Annotated in this window: 19 protein-coding genes; 12 read left to right on the forward strand and 7 right to left on the reverse strand. The window is 37.1% G+C overall.

All coding sequences use genetic code 11. The features are described 5' to 3' along the window. Nucleotides 1–16 precede the first annotated feature (16 nt). Genes FG384_RS08095 through FG384_RS08105 form a run of 3 tightly spaced genes read right to left on the reverse strand, consistent with a single transcriptional unit; the run spans nt 17 to nt 1,083 of the window. Nucleotides 17–586, reverse strand: coding sequence for a manganese catalase family protein (locus FG384_RS08095; protein WP_142642086.1), 570 nt, complete (start codon nt 584–586; stop codon nt 17–19). A gap of 15 nt (nt 587–601) precedes the next feature. Continuing rightward, entirely contained in the window at nt 602–868 is a 267-nt protein-coding gene (locus FG384_RS08100) for a spore coat protein CotJB (RefSeq protein ID WP_142642087.1), read from the reverse strand. Further along, the gene (locus FG384_RS08105; RefSeq protein WP_142642088.1) at nt 865–1,083 is read right to left on the reverse strand and encodes a spore coat associated protein CotJA; all 219 of its coding nucleotides are present in this window, start codon (nt 1,081–1,083) and stop codon (nt 865–867) included. Before FG384_RS08105 ends, FG384_RS08100 begins: the two co-directional genes overlap by 4 nt. A gap of 464 nt (nt 1,084–1,547) precedes the next feature. Between FG384_RS08105 and FG384_RS08110 the strand changes: the two genes are divergently transcribed. The 6 genes from FG384_RS08110 to FG384_RS08135 all read left to right on the forward strand — a co-directional run bounded on the left by FG384_RS08110 (nt 1,548) and on the right by FG384_RS08135 (nt 6,449). After that, nucleotides 1,548–2,114: an NADPH-dependent FMN reductase gene (locus FG384_RS08110; protein WP_240793374.1), complete on the forward strand. Its 567-nt coding sequence runs from the start codon at nt 1,548–1,550 to the stop codon at nt 2,112–2,114. A 145-nt stretch (nt 2,115–2,259) separates the two neighbouring features. Further along, nucleotides 2,260–3,030, forward strand: a complete 771-nt coding sequence (locus FG384_RS08115; protein WP_142642090.1) for an SDR family NAD(P)-dependent oxidoreductase — start codon at nt 2,260–2,262, stop codon at nt 3,028–3,030. A 40-nt stretch (nt 3,031–3,070) separates the two neighbouring features. After that, nucleotides 3,071–4,222 (forward strand): thiolase family protein, encoded by a 1,152-nt coding sequence (locus FG384_RS08120; RefSeq protein WP_142642091.1) that lies wholly within the window; start codon nt 3,071–3,073, stop codon nt 4,220–4,222. Between the two features lie 229 nt (nt 4,223–4,451). Continuing rightward, the gene (locus FG384_RS08125) at nt 4,452–4,874 is read left to right on the forward strand and encodes a MarR family winged helix-turn-helix transcriptional regulator (protein WP_142642092.1); all 423 of its coding nucleotides are present in this window, start codon (nt 4,452–4,454) and stop codon (nt 4,872–4,874) included. A 3-nt stretch (nt 4,875–4,877) separates the two neighbouring features. After that, complete coding sequence (locus FG384_RS08130) at nt 4,878–5,498, forward strand: nitroreductase family protein (RefSeq protein WP_142642093.1); 621 nt, start codon at nt 4,878–4,880, stop codon at nt 5,496–5,498. A 15-nt stretch (nt 5,499–5,513) separates the two neighbouring features. Then, nucleotides 5,514–6,449: a ring-cleaving dioxygenase gene (locus FG384_RS08135; RefSeq protein ID WP_142642094.1), complete on the forward strand. Its 936-nt coding sequence runs from the start codon at nt 5,514–5,516 to the stop codon at nt 6,447–6,449. Nucleotides 6,450–6,575: 126 nt separating this feature from the next. On the opposite strand, the gene FG384_RS08140 is transcribed toward FG384_RS08135, so the two are convergent. Together FG384_RS08140 and FG384_RS08145 are read right to left on the reverse strand one after the other, a co-directional pair. After that, entirely contained in the window at nt 6,576–6,773 is a 198-nt protein-coding gene (locus FG384_RS08140; RefSeq protein ID WP_142642095.1) for a C4-dicarboxylate ABC transporter, read from the reverse strand. Nucleotides 6,774–6,978: 205 nt separating this feature from the next. Next, nucleotides 6,979–7,776 carry a TIGR00266 family protein gene (locus tag FG384_RS08145; protein WP_142642096.1) on the reverse strand — a complete coding sequence of 266 codons (798 nt, stop codon included), beginning with the start codon at nt 7,774–7,776 and terminating at the stop codon, nt 6,979–6,981. A 291-nt stretch (nt 7,777–8,067) separates the two neighbouring features. Between FG384_RS08145 and FG384_RS08150 the strand changes: the two genes are divergently transcribed. From FG384_RS08150 to FG384_RS08160, 3 genes are read left to right on the forward strand one after another with little or no spacing between them, the layout of a single operon-like run. Continuing rightward, a complete protein-coding gene (locus FG384_RS08150) occupies nt 8,068–9,546 on the forward strand; it encodes an aldehyde dehydrogenase family protein (RefSeq protein WP_142642097.1) in 1,479 nt (492 codons plus the stop codon). A gap of 15 nt (nt 9,547–9,561) precedes the next feature. Then, a complete protein-coding gene (locus tag FG384_RS08155) occupies nt 9,562–10,734 on the forward strand; it encodes a saccharopine dehydrogenase family protein (RefSeq protein WP_142642098.1) in 1,173 nt (390 codons plus the stop codon). After that, a complete protein-coding gene (locus FG384_RS08160) occupies nt 10,724–11,917 on the forward strand; it encodes an acyl-CoA dehydrogenase family protein (RefSeq protein ID WP_142642099.1) in 1,194 nt (397 codons plus the stop codon). The genes FG384_RS08155 and FG384_RS08160 overlap by 11 nt, the downstream gene beginning before the upstream one ends. A gap of 201 nt (nt 11,918–12,118) precedes the next feature. Here the strand turns inward: FG384_RS08160 and FG384_RS08165 are convergent, their stop codons facing one another. Next, entirely contained in the window at nt 12,119–13,438 is a 1,320-nt protein-coding gene (locus FG384_RS08165; RefSeq protein WP_142642100.1) for a short-chain fatty acid transporter, read from the reverse strand. A gap of 179 nt (nt 13,439–13,617) precedes the next feature. Here FG384_RS08165 and FG384_RS08170 point away from each other — a divergent pair, with 179 nt between their 5' ends. Beyond that, entirely contained in the window at nt 13,618–15,735 is a 2,118-nt protein-coding gene (locus FG384_RS08170) for a beta-propeller domain-containing protein (RefSeq protein WP_142642101.1), read from the forward strand. 582 nt (nt 15,736–16,317) lie between these two features. Here the strand turns inward: FG384_RS08170 and FG384_RS08175 are convergent. Further along, the gene (locus FG384_RS08175) at nt 16,318–17,784 is read right to left on the reverse strand and encodes a polysaccharide deacetylase family protein (RefSeq protein ID WP_142642102.1); all 1,467 of its coding nucleotides are present in this window, start codon (nt 17,782–17,784) and stop codon (nt 16,318–16,320) included. Nucleotides 17,785–17,925: 141 nt separating this feature from the next. On the opposite strand from FG384_RS08175, the gene FG384_RS08180 reads away from it, so the two are divergent. Both FG384_RS08180 and FG384_RS08185 read left to right on the forward strand, forming a co-directional pair. After that, nucleotides 17,926–18,666 (forward strand): threonine/serine exporter family protein, encoded by a 741-nt coding sequence (locus FG384_RS08180; RefSeq protein ID WP_142642116.1) that lies wholly within the window; start codon nt 17,926–17,928, stop codon nt 18,664–18,666. A gap of 11 nt (nt 18,667–18,677) precedes the next feature. After that, entirely contained in the window at nt 18,678–19,127 is a 450-nt protein-coding gene (locus FG384_RS08185; RefSeq protein WP_142642103.1) for a threonine/serine exporter family protein, read from the forward strand. Nucleotides 19,128–19,143: the final 16 nt, after the last annotated feature.

Below are 19,143 nucleotides of genomic sequence, written 5' to 3' on the forward strand. Positions count from 1 at the left end.
TAACAATCGAATGTAATTAAAATATTTTTTTTCGGTCTCTTTCGTCTTTTAGAAGTTCTACTGCTTCGCGAAAGCGTAGTGAGTGGATGTTTTCTCTTTCTCTTAAAAATCTTAAGGCATCATTTATACCAGGATCATCAGAAATATCGATTAACCATTGATAAGTTGCACGAGCTTTTTCTTCAGCTGCTATATCTTCATATAAATCTGCAATCGGGTCTCCTTTTGACTGGATATAAGTTGTAGTAAATGGTACACCACCAGCATTTTCGTAGAATAGCGAATGACCATGGTTGACAAAGTGTGCACCGAGTCCTGCTTTTTCTAGCTGTTCTGGCGTAGCATCTTTTGTAAGTTTATAAATCATCGTTGCAAGCATTTCAAGATGAGAAAATTCTTCTGTGGAAATATCAGTTAGTAGACCAATTACTTTATCTGGTACTGTATAGCGTTGATTCATGTACCTTAAAGCAGCAGCGAGTTCTCCGTCAGCACCACCATATTGTTCCATAATATACCTTGCAAGCATTGGATTACACGTCGTTACTTCTACAGGGTATAGCAGTTTTTTTTCATAAACCCACATTGCGTTTCCCCTTTCTCAACGTTGCCACGGCCATGGTGTAGAATTCCAGTGCCACCCTACTTCAATTGCCTGTTTTGAAGGGACAGACAATAGAGAAAGTGGGCCGAATCTAGATTCATACTGTTTCCGTACTTTTTTTGCTTCTTTGATTGCTTCACGCCACTGATTCATCGCTTCTTCATCGTTTGGGTGTGTATCGGTGTATAAAGTAAGTTCCACTACGACAAAATCCATTTGTTGCACTTTTTTTAACAAATTCCACTCTTCATCAGAAGCATTCATGAAATTCCCTCCTCACTGTAAAATCCATCCACAAATGATGGCCAAAGGGATCCATGTTTTAAAGCTTGTTCTGGTGAATATTGTGGCAGGCCAGGTTTTTGAAAATTCGTGAAAAGTTGCGGAGGTAAAACAAAGGTCTTTACTAAAATTGGGGGACAAGGGTCTCTTGGAGAAACATAAGGCTTATAGCTTCCTCGGAATAATGAACGATCCAAACGAAATCACTCCTTCAGACTATCCTATGAAAAGAAGATTTATATGATACTATGTGGACAAATTGTAAATGTATTTTTAATGGGTAAAATAAAAAAGTTCCCTAATAATCACCTAGATTCATAACGATAGGATTTTCTCTATTAACAATGTTTATATTCAAAGAAGAAAAGTTAGGATACGAATATTACAAGATTATTACAGGTGCTATTACAGGTGCCAGGCACCAGTAATAAATTTGATACAAATATCATTTGGGTGATTAGTGCATTGTTATGAGGGGGATGATATTGGGGTATGTATTTGAGCAGGAGGTTTGACACTCTGTTTCATAATGATTTATAGTTATCTTGAATTTAAAATATATTAAATTGAGATATATAAATTCAGAATAACAGAATTGGTGGTATGCAACATGGGTTTTCTAGACAAATTATTCGGTAGAACCAATCAGGAGGAAACAACAATGACTGTAGAAAAGTTAAAAGTTGGTATTGTAATCGGAAGTGTTCGTCAAGGACGTAATGCGGAAGCTGTAGCTAAATGGATGTACGACTTCGCAACAAAACGAAATGACGCAGAGTATGAGTTAGTGGATCTTGCAAACTATAAATTACCTTTATTAGGTGCAGAACTTGCTGCATCAGAACAAGATGCAGCAAACGCGGCTATTAAAGCTTGGTCTGAAAAAATGGCTTCGTTTGATGCTTACGTTTTCGTAATACCTGAATATAACCATGCAATTGGTGGTGCACTTAAAAATGCTACTGATTACTTGAAGCCAGAAGTAGCAAACAAAGCTGCAGGTTTTGTTGGTTATGGTAGTTTAGGTGGTACTCGTGCACATGAAAATATGCGCTTAATCCTTGGAGAATTATCTGTTGCAGATGTTCGCACTGCTGTTACATTCTCACTTATGACGGACTTTGAAAACATGAGTGTATTCAAACCTGCTGATTACCATGCAGGAAATGCAAATGCCATGCTGAATGAACTTCTTGCATGGGGTGGCGCATTAAAGACTATTCGTTAATATTGAAAGAATTGGGTCAAGAGAAATTATCAATTTCTCTTGGCCTTTTTTATGTTAATTAATCGTATCTCTTTAAAAAAGATAATATTAATTTATAATTTAATTATTAGAATTTTAAAATATTTTAATAAAGGGGGGAATGGAAATGGATATTAAATCAAAAGTTGTACTAGTTACTGGCGGAGCATCCGGGTTAGGATTGGGAACGGTAGAGAACTTAGTTCAAAAAGGAGCAAAGGTCGTTATTTTTGACTTGCATGAAGAAAATGCAAAGAAAGTAAGAAAACAATTAGGAGAAAATGTATCATACTTTATCGTGGATGTATCAGATGAAATAGCTGTTAAAAAAGCAATGCAAAATATTATGGATGTTTTTGGAGCTATTCATATTTGTGTAAACTGTGCTGGCATCGCACCTCCACAAAAGACGATAAGCAGATCTGGTGCGATGCCATTAGAAAACTTTAAGCAAGTAGTTGATATTAATTTAGTTGGTACGTTTAATGTACTGCGTTTGGCTGCAACGGAAATGACCAAAAATAAACCCCTTACTGAATCTGGAGAAAAAGGCATTATTATAAATACAGCATCAATAGCAGCTTTTGATGGTCAAATGGGCCAGGCTGCTTATAGTGCAAGCAAAGCTGGTGTGGCGGGAATGACTTTACCAATAGCTCGTGATTTATCTGCATACGGTATACGTGTCAATGCGATTGCTCCTGGATTATTCCGTACACCACTTGCAAATACATTGGATGAAAGAATAATAGAAAAACTTGAGACGATGGTCGAGTTTCCTAAACGTTTGGGACAGCCTGGAGAATTTGCTTCTTTAGTTATGTTCATGATTGAAAATGAATATATCAATGGAGAAGTAGTTCGATTAGATGGTGGAATTCGAATGCAACCCCGTTAATAAGAAGCCCTTAAATCATGTAAATAGGGAGGGAATAAAAATGAGAGAAGTAGTAATAGTTGATGGAGTTCGAACAGCAGTTGGGCGTAGAAAAGGAATATTTGCTAGTTATCGATCAGATGAACTAGCAGCTCTTGTACTCGATGAACTAGTGAAGCGTGCAGGGGTTGAAAAAGCAGAAATAGATGATGTTATTTTAGGTTGCGTTACTCAAACTGGAGAGCAGGCAGGAAATATTGCACGAACAGCAGCACTAATTGCAGGTTTCCCAATTCACGTACCAGGTGTCACAATCGATAGACAGTGTGGATCAAGTCAGCAAGCTGTCCATTTTGGAGCTCAAGCTATAGCCTCAGGTGATATGGACATGGTCATAGCAGGTGGAGTGGAAAGTATGACGAGGGAACCGATGTTTACAAACATAGGTGATACAAAACTCAGTTCAAAACTAATAGAAAAATATGAAATAATAAACCAAGGTTTGTCATCCGAGAGAATGGTTAAGAAATGGAATTTGACACGTGAAGATCTCGATAAATACTCCTCTAATAGTCATAGCAAAGCATTAGAGGCCATTAAAAAAGGCCATTTTGTGAATGAAATTGTTCCAGTAGAAATAATACAAGAAGATGGTACTAGAAAGAGCGTTACAGTCGATGAAGGACCTCGATTAGGAACGACAGTGGAAGTGCTTAGTGGATTAAGAACGGTTTTCGATGAAAATGGTGTAATCACAGCAGGTAATGCTAGTCAGATGAGCGATGGTGCTTCAGCAGTCCTTCTAATGTCCAAAGAAAGAGCAAAGCAATTAGGATTAAAACCGAAAGCGCGCATCGTCGCTCGAAGCGTAACTGGATCCGATCCAACACTTATGTTATCTGGTCCTATAGAAGCGACTAGAAAAGTATTATTAAAGGCTGGACTTTCGATTAATGAAATGGACACATACGAAGTAAACGAGGCTTTTGCACAAGTTCCTCTTGTATGGTTGAAAGAAACCGGAGCTGATCCAGAGAAATTAAATCCAGATGGAGGCGCTATTGCGTTGGGGCATCCACTAGGAGCGACAGGAACAAGATTATTAGTTACTTTGATGAATAGACTAGAACGAACAGGTGGCCGTTATGGGTTACTTGCCATTTGTGAAGGGATGGGAATGGCCAACGCAACCATAATTGAACGTATAGAATAAGAGGAAAATAGAAACTAGTATACAGAACAGCTTAGACTAAAGAATTAGGACGTATAGTTCCATAACATCGATGTAATTTTTTTTACACATTAAGTAAGACCTCGATTTCATGTTTAAAAGCATGGAGCCGAGGTTTTTTCATTGTTTGACACGTAATACAAAATAGAATATAATATCTTTAATTCAAGATAATTAAATTCGAGATAAAATAATGTTAGGAGGTGATTAGTTGAACGGAAACTTATCATTGAAGTCATTTGTTGTACTGATGAAATCATCCAAAGCCATTCAAGAACGGGTTAAAAAAGATATTAGTAATCAAGATTTAAAAATTTCGGAGTTTACTGTGTTAGAAGCTTTATATAGTAAAGGAAAACAGACGGTTCGACAAATTTCAGATGCAGTCCTCATAAATTCGGGTTCCATCACTTATGTAATAGACAAATTAGAGGACAAGGGTTTGTTGGAAAGAAAAGACTGTAAAGAAGATAGACGAGTTGTCTATATTCAACTAACAAGATTAGGGAAACAATTTATGGATGAAATATTTCCTAAGCACCAGTTAGTAATTGAAGAAATTTTTTCGGAAATTACGAACAAAGAAAAAGAACTATTAATTGGTTTATTAAAAAGGGTTGGAAAGAAGGAATAAGCTTTGACTGAATTTATAGAGTTAGTGAAAAGTCGACGTTCTGCTAGTAACTTTTTGAAAGAAAATTCAATGACACAGAAAGATTTTAAGGAAATATTTGAATTGGTGAAACTTGCACCATCTGCATTTAATCTTCAACATACAAAATATTTAGTAGTGACGGACCCGGAAGTAAAAGAACAATTAAAAACTGCTGCAAATGGGCAATATAAAGTTCAAGCTGCTTCTGCTGTTATTTTAGTATTAGGGAACAAATTAGCTTACAAAAACACAGCAGCTATAAATGAAGGATTACTCATGTTAGGTATCGTAAACAAGCAAGAATATGATTTTATGGTAGAAGATACAGTTTCACTATATGAGACTAGAGGGGAAGCTTTTCAACGAGATGAAGCAATACGCAATGCTTCTCTTTCTGCAATGATGTTCATGCTTGTAGCAAAAGACAAAGGTTGGGACACTTGTCCGATGATTGGATTTGATCCAGAAGAGACTAAAAAGATTTTAGGAATAAGCAATCAATATGAGCCAGTATTAATGATTACAATAGGTAAAGAAAAGCTCGAAAGCAGAAAACCAAGAGGTTATCGTAAGCCTGTAGGTGAATTTGTATCATACGTATAAGGAGAGGATTTAGCAATGAAAAAAACAGCGGGAATACATCATATTACAGCAATTGTCGGGCATCCACAGGAGAATGTCGATTTCTATGCAAGTGTTCTAGGACTTAGATTAGTAAAGAAAACAATAAACTTTGATGATCCAGGAACATATCATTTATATTTTGGGGATGAAGGAGGTAATCCTGGAACAATTATAACGTTCTTCCCGTGGGTTGGTGCATTTCAAGGGAAGATCGGTGATGGTCAAGTAGGTGTGACTTCTTACGGAGTTCCTGTAGGTGCGATGACATTTTGGGAAAAAAGACTAAAGAAATTTGGTATCAAATTTCAGACAACAGAACGTTTTGGAGAAACGTATCTAACGTTTGAGGATACTCATGGACTTCGATTAGAAATAGTGGAAAGAGAAGAAGGAAATCTAAACAACCGCACGTTCGGAGACATTACACCGGAAGTTGCAATAAAAGGTTTCGCCGGTGCTACATTATTTTCAGCTCAACCAGCTAAAACATCGCAATTACTGGAAGAAGTAATGGGATTAGAAAAGATAGGAGAGGAAGGAAATTTAATAAGATTTAAATCATATGGGAATATCGGTAACATCATCGATGTAAAAACAACTTCAAGTGGGCATGGCCAAATGGGTGTTGGAACGGTTCACCATATAGCATGGAGAGCAAAAGATGACACAGACCAATTGGAGTGGCAACAATTTGTAGGTGAAAACGGGTACGGAGTAACACCAGTACAAGATAGAAATTATTTTAATGCGATTTACTTTAGAGAACATGGGGAGATTTTATTTGAAATCGCAACAGATCCTCCTGGATTTGCACATGATGAATCAATTGAAACGATGGGCCAAAATCTAATGCTTCCATCACAATACGAGCAGTATCGCGATCGGTTGAATGATTCGCTAATTCCGATTAAAGTAAGAAGCTTTGATTGATTTGAAAGCAATCATGTACGGATATTTTAAGCATAACTAAATGAGGGACATGCTAAAAATAGCAAGAAAAAAGGCATGTGCGGTATATGACCCCGGACATGCCTTGGTCTTATATTCACTGTTCAGCTATTGTAGATATGGAAGAAAGAACGCAATTGCGCCAAGTACAATAGAACTCCAAGCCAATAATTTTTGAGGAGAAGTTAAAGTAATTAAACCTAAAACGACCGCAGCACCACCTAAGTACATAGGATAGTAGAAGAATCCGACAACTGCTAGAATAATAGCTAACCAACCAGTCCAAATACCTAAAGAAGCTTTCATTTGAATCACCTCCATTCCTATTAATAGAACAATAACGAGGGGATATTGTCCTTTTGTTTAGTATATGAAAGCCTAAATCAAAGAAAGTAAACAATTTGCGGATAAAAAGATCAATTTGAATGATGAAAAGTAATATGGTAGAAAATATTTATTCAATAAAAAATGATGCCCCTATAAAAGGAGCATCTTATTTCATTTATACTTATTATTTTCCGCCTAAAAGGTCGAACAGTCCACCAGCGATGCTACCTTCTCCTTTAGAGCCTCCACCTGGAGTTTGAGGTGCAGCAGCAAACACGCGGCTTGCTAAACGACTAAATGGCAAAGATTGAACCCAAACAGTACCTGGTCCTCTAAGTGTTGCAAAGAACAACCCTTCTCCACCAAATAGGGCAGTTTTTACCCCTTTTACCATTTCAATATTATAGTCAACATCAGAAGTCATCGCTACTAAACAACCTGTATCAATTCGTAAAACTTCACCTGGTTGTAACACTTTTTTATGGATTGTACCCCCAGCATGAACGAAAGCAAGTCCATCGCCTTCAAGTTTTTGCATGATAAATCCTTCACCACCAAAGAATCCAGTTCCTAGTTTACGTTGAAATTCAATTCCAACAGTAACTCCTTTTGCAGCAGCTAAAAAAGCATCCTTTTGACAAATGATTTTGCCACGGTGTTCACTCAAATCCATCGGAATAATCTTCCCTGGATAAGGGGAAGCAAAATAAACATGTTTTTTCCCACTGCCAGCATTCGTGAATGTAGTCATGAATAAACTTTCTCCAGTTAGCATACGTTTACCTGCGCCCATTAATTTACCCATGAGACCACCGCCACTAGAACCCGAGCCGTCGCCAAAAATTGTTTCCATCGCAATGCCGTCTTCCATCATCATTAAGCTACCTGCTTCAGCAACAACCGTTTCTTGTGGATCTAATTCGATTTCTACGAATTGCATATCGTCTCCATGTAATTTGTAGTCTATTTCATGATTGTTCATTTTTATTTTCCTCCTCAGATTTTCATAATTATTTATACGAAACAAAAAGTTAAAAGTTTCACACTGAATATTCATATTTTTTAAAAAAATTTAAAGGAATTTAATAACAATTATAGAATGTATTAATAAAGGAAACGTTTACATTTGAACTTTATTCGGCAGTAAGTTGCTAAATAAAGAAAAGCCAATAGCGGATGTTATAGATTTTGTATAGGAGTTCACACGAAAGCTCCATGCGAAATTTAGGAAATCTACGCCAAGGCAACTTTCATTAAGAAAAGAGGGGAAACAATGAAGTTAACTAATTTTATTGATGGAACATGGCAAGAAGGTGAAGAAGTAACATACACAGCTGTTCTAAATCCGGCAAATGGTGAACAGTTGGCGGAAGTGAGAATGTCAACGAAAGAAGACGTGGATCTAGCAGTTAAGGCAGCTGTGAAGGCCCAAAAGAAGTGGGCGCTTGTACCAGCTCCAAAACGAGCAGATTATTTATATGAAATTGGCAGATTGATGAAAGAAAAGAAGGAACATCTTGCACAGGTATTAACAAAAGAAATGGGAAAAGTAATTGAAGAAGGTCGCGGTGAAGTCCAAGAAGGAATAGACATGGCGTTTTATATGGCAGGAGAAGGGCGACGTTTATTTGGAGAAACGACTCCTTCAGAACTAGCTGATAAATTCGCCATGAGTGTTCGAGCACCTATTGGAGTGGTTGGCCTTATTACGCCTTGGAACTTTCCAGTAGCAATTGCTACGTGGAAGTCATTCCCTGCAATTGTAGCTGGGAATACATTTATTTGGAAACCGGCTACTGAAACACCAATGATGGCATATGAAATGGCGAAAATATTTGATGAAGCCGGATTGCCACCAGGTGTAGCTAATATTGTATTTGGCTCTGGCTCTGATGTTGGAACTGCAATGATTGAACATCCTGATGTAAAAGTTATTTCATTCACTGGATCCACAGAGACCGGTAGTAGGGTGGCAGAGCTTGGAGGACGTCATTTAAAGAAAGTGTCCCTTGAGATGGGTGGGAAAAATGCAGTTATTGTATTGGATGATGCAGATTTGTCTCTGGCTGTTGAAGGAATTCTTTGGAGTGCATTCGGAACAGCAGGTCAGCGTTGTACGGCATGTAGTCGAGTGATTGTGCATAAAGATGTAAAGAACGAGTTAGAAACGATGCTACTTGCGCAAATGGAAAAGTTGACGGTTGGCGATGGTTTGGATGAATCAGTCAAAATAGGACCTGTTATAAACAAAAAAGCTTTAGATAAAATACACTCGTATACAAAAATTGGACAAGAAGAAGGGGCGAAACTTCTAGTTGGTGGAGAAGTATTAGATGACGGTGAGTTAGTGAAAGGAAATTACTATGCTCCCACACTATTTACGGATGTGACACCACAGATGAGAATTGCTCAAGAAGAAATCTTTGGACCAGTAGTTTCACTAATTGAAGTTAACTCATTAGAAGAGGCAATTGAAGTGAATAATGGAGTTAAATTTGGTCTTTCAAGTTCTATTTTTTCTAAAGATGTAAATAAGATTTTCCGTGCTCAACGCGATTTAGATACAGGTATTGTTTATGTTAACGCGGGAACGACCGGTGCTGAAATTCATTTACCTTTTGGAGGAACAAAAGGAACAGGTAATGGGCATCGAGATTCAGGAGTAGCAGCATTAGATGTATATACGGAATGGAAAAGTATTTACGTTGATTTTAGTGGGAAATTACAGCGTGCACAAATAGACACAGAATAATAGGGGGATAACTACATGAAGGTTGCTGTATTAGGTGCAGGATTAATGGGAAAAGAAGCAGCTCGCGATTTGGTGAAAAGTCCTAATGTGGAAAAAGTTTTATTATGTGATTTAGATGTGGGACAAGCAAATATGTTTAGAGAAAGATTACAAAATTCTAAAATTGAAGTTTGTAGATTAGATGCAAATGATGATGAAAATATACGACAAATTATGGAAAAGGTAGATGTAGTCATCAATGCATTGTTTTATACATTTAATGAAAAAGTGGCGAGGCTTGCGGTAGAAGTTGGTGTGCACTCAATCGATTTAGGAGGGCATATAGGAGGAGCTACAGATGCAGTACTCTCACTTAATGAACGTGCAAAAGAGAAAGGGATTACACTTATTCCAGATTTAGGGGTAGCTCCTGGAATGATTAATATTCTTGCAGGATACGGAGCAAGTAAATTAGATAGAGTTTCAGGAATTCATTTATACGTCGGTGGCATTCCAGTAAAGCCAGAAGGAACTTTTGGATACAATATTGTCTTTTCATTAGAGGGAGTTTTTGACCATTATACAGATCCTTCTCATGTTATTCGGGATGGAAAGTTACAAGAAGTGGAATCACTATCAGAAATCGAATCTATATTCTTTGAAGAATATGGTGAATTAGAAGCATTCCATACAGCAGGTGGTACATCAACTTTACCTAAATCGTTTCCTAACATAGAAACGTTAGAATATAAAACTATTCGATACAAAGGGCATGCGGATAAGTTTAAATTGCTTGTTGATCTAGGATTGACGAACAAAAGCACGGTAGTAAATGTGAACGGAAATATGGTGAAAGCTCGTGACGTATTAAGAGAAGTCCTAACCCCTCAATTACTACTAGGTGAAAAAGAAGATGCAGTTTTATTGCGAGTTATCGTAACTGGAATACAAGATGGTGAAAACGTGAGCTACATCTACGAATTGGCAACAAAAAAAGACAAATTATCTGGTACAACCGCGATGGCACGTGCAACAGCAAACACAATCTCTGTAGTTGCACAAATGATTGGAAATAATGTTATTACAAAACGTGGGGTATATCCACCAGAACTGATTGTTCCAGGAGAACTGTATATTAAAGAAATGGCAGCACGTGGCGTTTATATTATGGAGAAAGTTTTGTCAGAGGTGAGCTATAATGAACTTTGAATTTTCAGGGGAACAGCAATTACTTCGAAAAACAGTAAGACAATTTGTAGATCATGAAATAATTCCTTATATTGCAAAATGGGAAGAACAAGGTGCATTTGATAAAGGTATTTGGAAACAATTAGCGGAACTTGGTTTAATGGGCGTTTGTATCCCGGAAAAATACGGCGGTAGTGGAATGGATTATAATTCGCTTGCTATCGTTTGTGAAGAATTGGAGCGTGGAGATACTGCTTTTCGTACAGCAGTATCAGTGCATATCGGATTAAATTCGATGACGTTATTGCAATGGGGAACGGAAGAACAAAAGCAAAAATATTTAATTCCTCAAGCAATGGGAGAGAAAATAGGAGCCTTTGGACTGACGGAACCAGGAGCGGGTTCAGATGTTGCAGCAATGTCAACAGTAGCAGTGCTAGACGGGGACAACTATGTCATGAATGGCCAAAAAACATGGATATCCCTTTGTGATGCTGCTGATCATTTTATCGTATTTGCCTATACGGATAAATCCAAAAAACATCATGGCATCAGTGCATTTATCGTTGAACGGTCGATGGAAGGCTTTTCTTCAAAAGCGATTAAAGGAAAGTATGGTATTAAATCAGGTAATACAGGCGAGTTATTTTTTGAAAATATGCGTGTTCCAAAGGAAAATCTTCTAGGAAAAGAAGGAGAAGGCTTCAAAATTGCAATGGCGGCACTCGATAACGGAAGGTTCACTGTTGCAGCTGGAGCAGTAGGCTTATCATTAGCGTGTTTAGAAGCAAGTGTGAAATATTGCCACGAACGTGAAACTTTTGGTAAAGAAATCGGGAAGCATCAGCTCGTTCAGCAAATGATTGCGAAGATGGAAGCAGGCCTACAAATGAGTCGTCTGCTAGTATACCGGGTAGGAGAACTCAAAAATAAAGGCGTACGAAACACACGAGAAACGTCTCTTGCGAAATGGCAAGCATGTGACTTTGCAAATAAAGCAGCAGATGACGCGGTACAAATTCATGGTGCATACGGATACTCAGATGAATATCCTGTTGCAAGATATTTGCGCAACTCGAAAGCACCTGTTATTTATGAGGGGACAAGAGAAATCCATACCATTATGCAAGCAGAATACGTTCTAGGGTACAGGGAAGATAAAGAACTCTCACATATGCTTCCAAAATGGCCATTTGAACAATAAGCAAAAAGGTTTTCTTGAAGAGTATTTCAAGAAAACCTTTTTATATGAGGAGCTGTCCTAATTTAAAACTTAGCAAGACATCTCCTGAGAAGGGGATGTGATTTTTATTTTAAAAATAAGAAATTATATTTTTTTTATTCAGTGCTTGTCGAAGTCCTGCAAGAAGTAGATCTCCAACATAGGCGCATGGATTTTTCTTAATTAAAAAAAGTAAAGTCCAATACTAATAACAATTCCGCTTAATATTAGGACAAATACACAGAAGCCCATAATATCTTTTGCACGTAATCCAGCAATTGCAAGTGCTGGAAGTGCCCAGAATGGTTGGATCATATTAGTCCAAGCATCCCCCCACGCAATGGCCATTGCTGTTTTCGCATAGCTTAAGTCTAATGCAGCTGCCGCATCTAGCATAATCGGTGCCTGAACAGCCCATTGTCCACCACCAGATGGAATAAAGAAGTTAACAATACCAGCTGCGTAAAACGTGAACAAATAGAAAGTATGCTCATTTGAAATGCTAATAAATGCTTCAGATACAACTCCTGCAAGTCCAGAAGCTACCATCATTCCCATGATACCAGCGTAAAATGGGAACTGAATAACAATGTCACCAACCGTTTTAGCCGCATTTTTAACAGCGACTAGGAAACGCTTCGGCGTACCATGACATACAATACCAAGTGTAATAAAAATGAGATTCACGATATTTAAGTTTAAGTCAAAACCTTTTGTGATGAAATGTTGGACAAGGTATACAAGTCCAAGTAAACCGATTAAAACGGATAGTAAATAACTATTCTCTAATCGTGAAGCCGGTGTTTTCACTTCATTTTGTTCATTTTCATCCTCAGTATCTTCTTCTAATAAAGAAGGGTCAATACTAAAAGTATCCTCTTTGCTAGGCATCATCCATCTATTTAATAAAGGAACCGAAATAAGTAGTGCAATAACAATAACTAAGTTATATGTAGTGAATAAAGTTTCGGTAGTTGGAATAACTCCCATTTTTTCAGCGAAAGGATGTCCTTCCGTTGCAATGGAAAGAGGAATGGATCCTGCTAACCCTCCATGCCAAATGATAAATCCAGAGTAAGCGCTCGCAATAAGTAATCGATAATCGACGTTTTTCACTTTACGTGCAATCTCTTTTGCAAACAACGCCCCAATTACTAAACCAAATCCCCAGTTGATCCAACATCCAATTAAAGAAACAACTGATACTAGAAGAATGGCAGAACCAGGTGATTTTGCTGTACTAGCCATTGAGCTAAGCAATTTCTTGAATACCGGGCTACTTGCTAAAACATGTCCTGCTAAAAGTACGACAACCATTTGCATAGTAAAAGATAGTAATCCCCAGAAACCATCTCCCCAGTATGTTGCCATTTGAAGTGGAGTAGAATCTGTTAATGTTACTCCAAGTAAAAATACTAATAAAGTTAGTATTGCAACAAAAATATATGGATCAGGTAAATACCTTTCCATTAATGCGTTTGAAAACCGAGTAAGTGTCTTCACAACAAATCCCCTTTGCTTATTTAATACATCCCCTTCACCTAATATGATAGAGGATAATTGGTAAAATCTCTATTAAATTTATAATATTTTGACAGAAAATTATTTATCTTTGGAGTGAAACCAATTGGAGAATTTTGAGTCTAATGGATTAACTATGAAAATAAGAAAGGAAGAATGTTATGAAAAAGTGGATTATTTCAATAATTGGTATCGTTTTAATAGTAGGCTTAACAAGCGTATTTTATTTCGCTAAATTTGAGGTAAGTGCACAAAGTGTCGTGCTGTCCAACCAACCATTCACTGCAACATTATCTTCTGCAATTAGCAAAGATGCTTTGGATAAAGGAGAGGTGTATGTAGTTAATCAACAAGGTGAAAAAGTAAAGGCAGAGTATACTCTTTCTAAAAACGGAAAGTCCATCAAGATAAAAGGGTTGGAAGAAGGTGCTTATACACTTTATGTGAAGAACAATTTAGGTTTCGGAAAAACAAAATTTCCATTTAAAGTGTATAAAGAATTACAATCTGTACAATCGAAAGAAGAACTTGAGGCTTACTTCGAGTTAGTGAAAAAAGTGCAAGGCAACAATGGAGAACATACAGTTGTTTTAGAAGACACGAAGGCTTCCAGTTCCAAAGAATCCTCCAATGCTAATGGAGGAGACCACTCTACTACGAATAACCAAGTAGAAGGTGTAGATGAAGCAGATATGGTAAAAACAAATGGTTCTCATATATTTTCTATTAGTGAAAATAACGTAGTGATTGTCAATGTAGAAAATTCAAAGAATATGAAGGAAGAAGCTAAAATTAAGCTTACAGATGATTTTTATCCAACTCAATTATTATTATCGGATCAAACATTAATGATTATTGGACAAAAGAATGTTTTCCGTACACTTGAAATGAATTCTACTCAAGATAGTGCCAAAATAGGCATGCCGATGGATTCAATGACAACTGTTTATTTTTACGACATTTCCAATCCTGCTTCTCCAAAATTGTCTAGAGAAATTGCGACTGAAGGTTTTATGAATGGAGCGCGTTTAACAGACAATACGCTTTACTATGTGACGACGGTATATCCAAAGTTTTGGATGATGAAAGAAAATGAGGATGTAGAACTCCGTCCATTTACGTTCGATTCAAAATCAGGAGAGGAAGCACAGCCTCTAAGCTTTGATTGTATAGCTATCCTTCCAGGTTCATTGGAGGGGTCATATAGTATTGTTTCAGCTATAGATTTATCTAATCCAGTAGAAAACGAAGTATTAACGAAGGGCTATTTAGGTGGAAGTGAACAACTTTACATGTCAAAAGATAACCTATATTTAACTTCCACTATTTATGAAGCTAATACCTCTAATGCAAAGAAAATGATATGGAATCCAGGTGAAATGGATACGGAAGTATTTAAATTTGCACTCAACAAAACATCTGTACAATTTGTAGGATCAAGTCGTTTAACAGGAACTATACTTAACCAGTTTTCAATGGATGAGCATAATGGATATTTCAGAGCAGTAACAACTAAAGGGAACTTCTGGGATGATAAAGAACCATCTGAAAACAATCTATTTATATTAGATGGGGGTATGAAGCTCGTTGGTTCTATAACTGGTCTTGCAAAAGATGAGCGAATTTATTCCGCAAGGTTTATGGGAGATAAAGCATATATGGTGACCTTTAAACAAACCGATCCACTTTTTGTCATTGATGTCTCTGTTCCAACAGCACCTAAAGTATTAGGAGAACTAAAAATACCTGGTTTTAGCAATTACTTGCATCCACTAGATGAAAATCACTTAATCGGTTTTGGCTATGAAACAAAATCAGTTCCACAAGAAGGAAGTGATGAGCCACTTATCATGACGGAAGGAATGAAAATTTCCCTTTTTGATGTAAGTGAATTTGCAAATCCAAAAGAAATGGATACAGAAGTAATTGGAGGTCAAGGCACATACTCTCCAATACAATACGATCACCATGCGCTATTCCAGCATAGTGGTAAAAATCTATATGGCTTCCCAATTTCGATTTATGAAAAGGGGAAAGGTCAAGAGTATTCCCATTTTAAACAAGAAGGCGCATTAGTATATGAAATTACACCGGAAAATGGAATTGTCTTAAAAGGTGATTTATTAAAACCAAAAAATCCAAATCAAGAATACGAGGAATGGGAAAGAAGTATCCAACGTATGCTTTACGTAGAAAATAATTTATACACAATTGCTCTAAAAGAAATAACAAGTTACAACCTTAATACCTTTGGAAAAATAGGAAAGATCACGTACTAATAAAGAGAGTGACTGCAAAAGTCACTCTCTTTACTTTTGTATAATTTATAGTTATCTCGTAAGTATTAATCGAAAATTCGAGGGCATGTAACCGCAAGAACAATGCGCTAGTGCAAATTCCTTCGGCTTATGCGCAAAATCACACGGTCTAAGTGCAAATTCCAAGTGTCTAATCGCAAATTCGAGCCGTGTATGCGCAAGATCAATGCGCTAGTGCAAATTCCTTCGGCTTATGTGCAAAATCACTCGGTCTAAGCGCAAGTTCCAAGTGTTTAATCGCAAATTCGAGCCGTGTATGCGCAAGGTCAATTGGCTAGTGCAAATTCATTCGGCTTATGCGCAAAATCACACGGTCTAAGTGCAAATTCCAAGTGTTTAATCGCAAATTCGAGCTGTGTATGCGCAAGATCAATTGGCTAGTGCAAATTCATTCGGTTTAAGCGCAAAATCACACGGTCTAAGTGCAAATTCCAAGTGTCTAATCGCAAATTCGAGCCACGTATCCGCAAATTCAGTCTACTTAATCGCAAACTAAAACCAGATATCCGGAAATCCTCCAACAAGCAAAAAGAAAAGGGGGGCTCAAAATGAGCCACCCTTTAATTCTGTTACAGTTACAAATGAGTAACCTTCTTCTTGTAAGAAAGCAAGTACTGCGTCTAGTCCATCTGCAGTAGAAGGATGGATGTCATGCATTAATACGATAGAACCATCTTTGACATGTTCTTTCACATGAGTAAGTAGATGATTTGCATCGCGATATTTCCAATCTTGCGTATCAACATCCCAGAGTACGACAGGAAGTGAAGTTTGAGCGCGAACTGTTTTGTTTACTGCTCCATAAGGTGGTCGGAATACAGTAGGTTTACTACCAGATGCTTTTTCGATTGCATTGCTAGTATTATTAATTTCTAATGCAATTTTTTGTGCGGAAGCTTTTGTAAGATCAGGGTGGTTCCATGTATGGTTTCCTAATTCATGTCCAGCTTCTTTCATTTCGTTGATAATTTCAGGATAGAAAGAAACACGACTTCCAAGCATAAAAAAGGTAGCTTTTGCATTATACTTTTTAAGTGTATCTAATATTTTTCCTGTTGTTTCCGGATTTGGACCATCGTCGAACGTTAGCGCAACTACTTTTCCTTCTGTTTCTGGTACAGTGTCTTCTGAATCATCTGATACAATAGAATCCTCCTTCGTTGGTACATCTTTAGAAGGTTCTTGATCAACTGTAATGATCGGAAGCCTATATTCCTCTGCTAAAATACTATTAATGTCTGAGAGTGGAATGGAGATAGATGGTGCTCCTGCTGCACCCACTGTAATTTCATAATCATTATAATAAAAGACAATTGAATCCTTCTTAAGGGCAAAATTTGAAAAGTTCTCCCATTTAGGAGCTGTCTTTTCTTCCAATTGTTCTGGTAATACATATGAGTTTAATTGCTTGTCAGAAGTAATTGTATCCTTCACCTTGGAGGAAAGACTAGCAAGTGATTTTTCGTTATTGTTAAGTAGGTCTTCAATAGTGAGCATATGTCCAGACTGGTTATTCAATCGAATAATTTTCGTTTCGGAGACTCCATTTGCTCCACCTGTAAACATATTCGAATGAAAGACAAATGAATAATACCCAGTAGGATGTTGGAATACTTCAAATGAAATATTTAATTCACCTTTTACATGTTTATTCGTTTCGTTTATGTAATTTGTTTCTTCTAAGTATAGTGTTTTTATTTTCTGTGTATATGCTTTCACTATTTCGTTGAAACTGGGTACATCACTTTGCGGATATTGAATTGCGTAAGGGGTAAATTCGTCGTTGGAAGTTTCTGTAATAATGCGAATTCCTTCGTAAGCAGAATCGCTTTCATTGATCTCTTCTTTTGATTCATTTGGCGGGCTAGCATTTACCATTTTTTCCTCTTGTTTAGCCGAAGTCGGTAGTAAAAGAAGAAAAGCCATTAAACTGCTTAATAAAACAATTGCAACGATGAAGGTAATATCAATCCAGCGACCTCTTTTTCTGGATCGTGTATTTGTGGACATGGTGATTCTCCTTTTCTAGTACAAATATATTATATTAGATTTGACGGTCGAATGTATGATAAAGTTTTAAATTAGATTGTTTTTATTTTTGGTGTTCGATAAAATTATCGTACGTAGTAGAAGGGGGTGTTCCAATTGACAATGACAAACTCTGAATTAGTTGTAGAGTGCTGTTTACTTGCTGGTCGATTAATGATGGAAAGTGGCGCAGAGACGTATCGGGCGGAAGATACAATGGATCGCATGGCTATTTCGCAAAAGCTTACAGATTCCCAAAGTTTTGTCATGCCAACTGGAATTATTTTCAGTGGAAATAAAACACTTCCTACTAAATTAGTGAGGATTAGTAGTAGAACAACCGATCTAGAGAAAATTGCCAGTGTGAATGCGGTATCTAGAAGGTTAGTGAAAGCTGAAATAACATTAGAAGAAGCTTACGACGAGTTAAAGAAAATAGAAAATGGGCATAGAAAGTATCCATTTTGGATTCAAATACTAGCTGCTTCAATTGCATCTGGGGCATTTCTTTTGTTATTTGGTAATAAACTGGAGGATGTTCCTACTGCCTTAGTTGCTGGAGGACTAGGGTATATGGTTGCAAATCTTTTAGAAGAAAAGACTAGGGTCAAATTTTTCGCAGAATTTTTTGCAGCTATCGTTGTAAGTTTTATTGCTACTTTATCAGTTTCACTTGGGTTAGGATTAGAAGTTGATAAAATCATAATTGGTTCGGTCATGCCACTTGTGCCGGGTTTACTCATTACTAATGCTATACGTGATTTAATGGCTGGACACTTTATCTCTGGTGTATCGAAAGGAGCAGAAGCATTTCTTACTGCTTTTGCAATCGGCGCTGGTGTAGCATTAATATTATCGTTTTAGGAGGACGTTCCATGTCTTATTTATTTCAAGGAATATTAAGCTTCGCTGCTGCAGCTTCTTTTGGAATATTGTTTAATGCTCCAAAAAAGTCACTATTATCGTGTGGTCTTGTAGGGATGACTGGGTGGCTTATTTATGCTGTAGTAGATCAACTCAGTAATGATCCAGTAGAGGCTTCTTTTGCTGGTGCATTTACTATTGCGTTTGTTGCCCATATAATGGCAAGACATTATAGAATGCCGGTAATTATTTTCAGTGTCGCCGGAATCATTCCATTAGTACCTGGTGGTTCTGCCTACAATGCAATGCGTAATATCGTGGAAAAAGACTATAATGTGGCAATGGAATATGGCTCACTTGCATTTATGATTTCTGGTTCTATAGCGATGGGCTTAGTATTTGCAGAGATTATTACACAATTATATTTGAAAGTTATGGGAAGACTAAAATTAAAACCGTGAAGAAAGGAAGGACCTT

Source organism: Psychrobacillus vulpis, assembly GCF_006861825.1.
Taxonomy (GTDB): Bacteria; Bacillota; Bacilli; order Bacillales_A; family Planococcaceae; genus Psychrobacillus; species Psychrobacillus vulpis.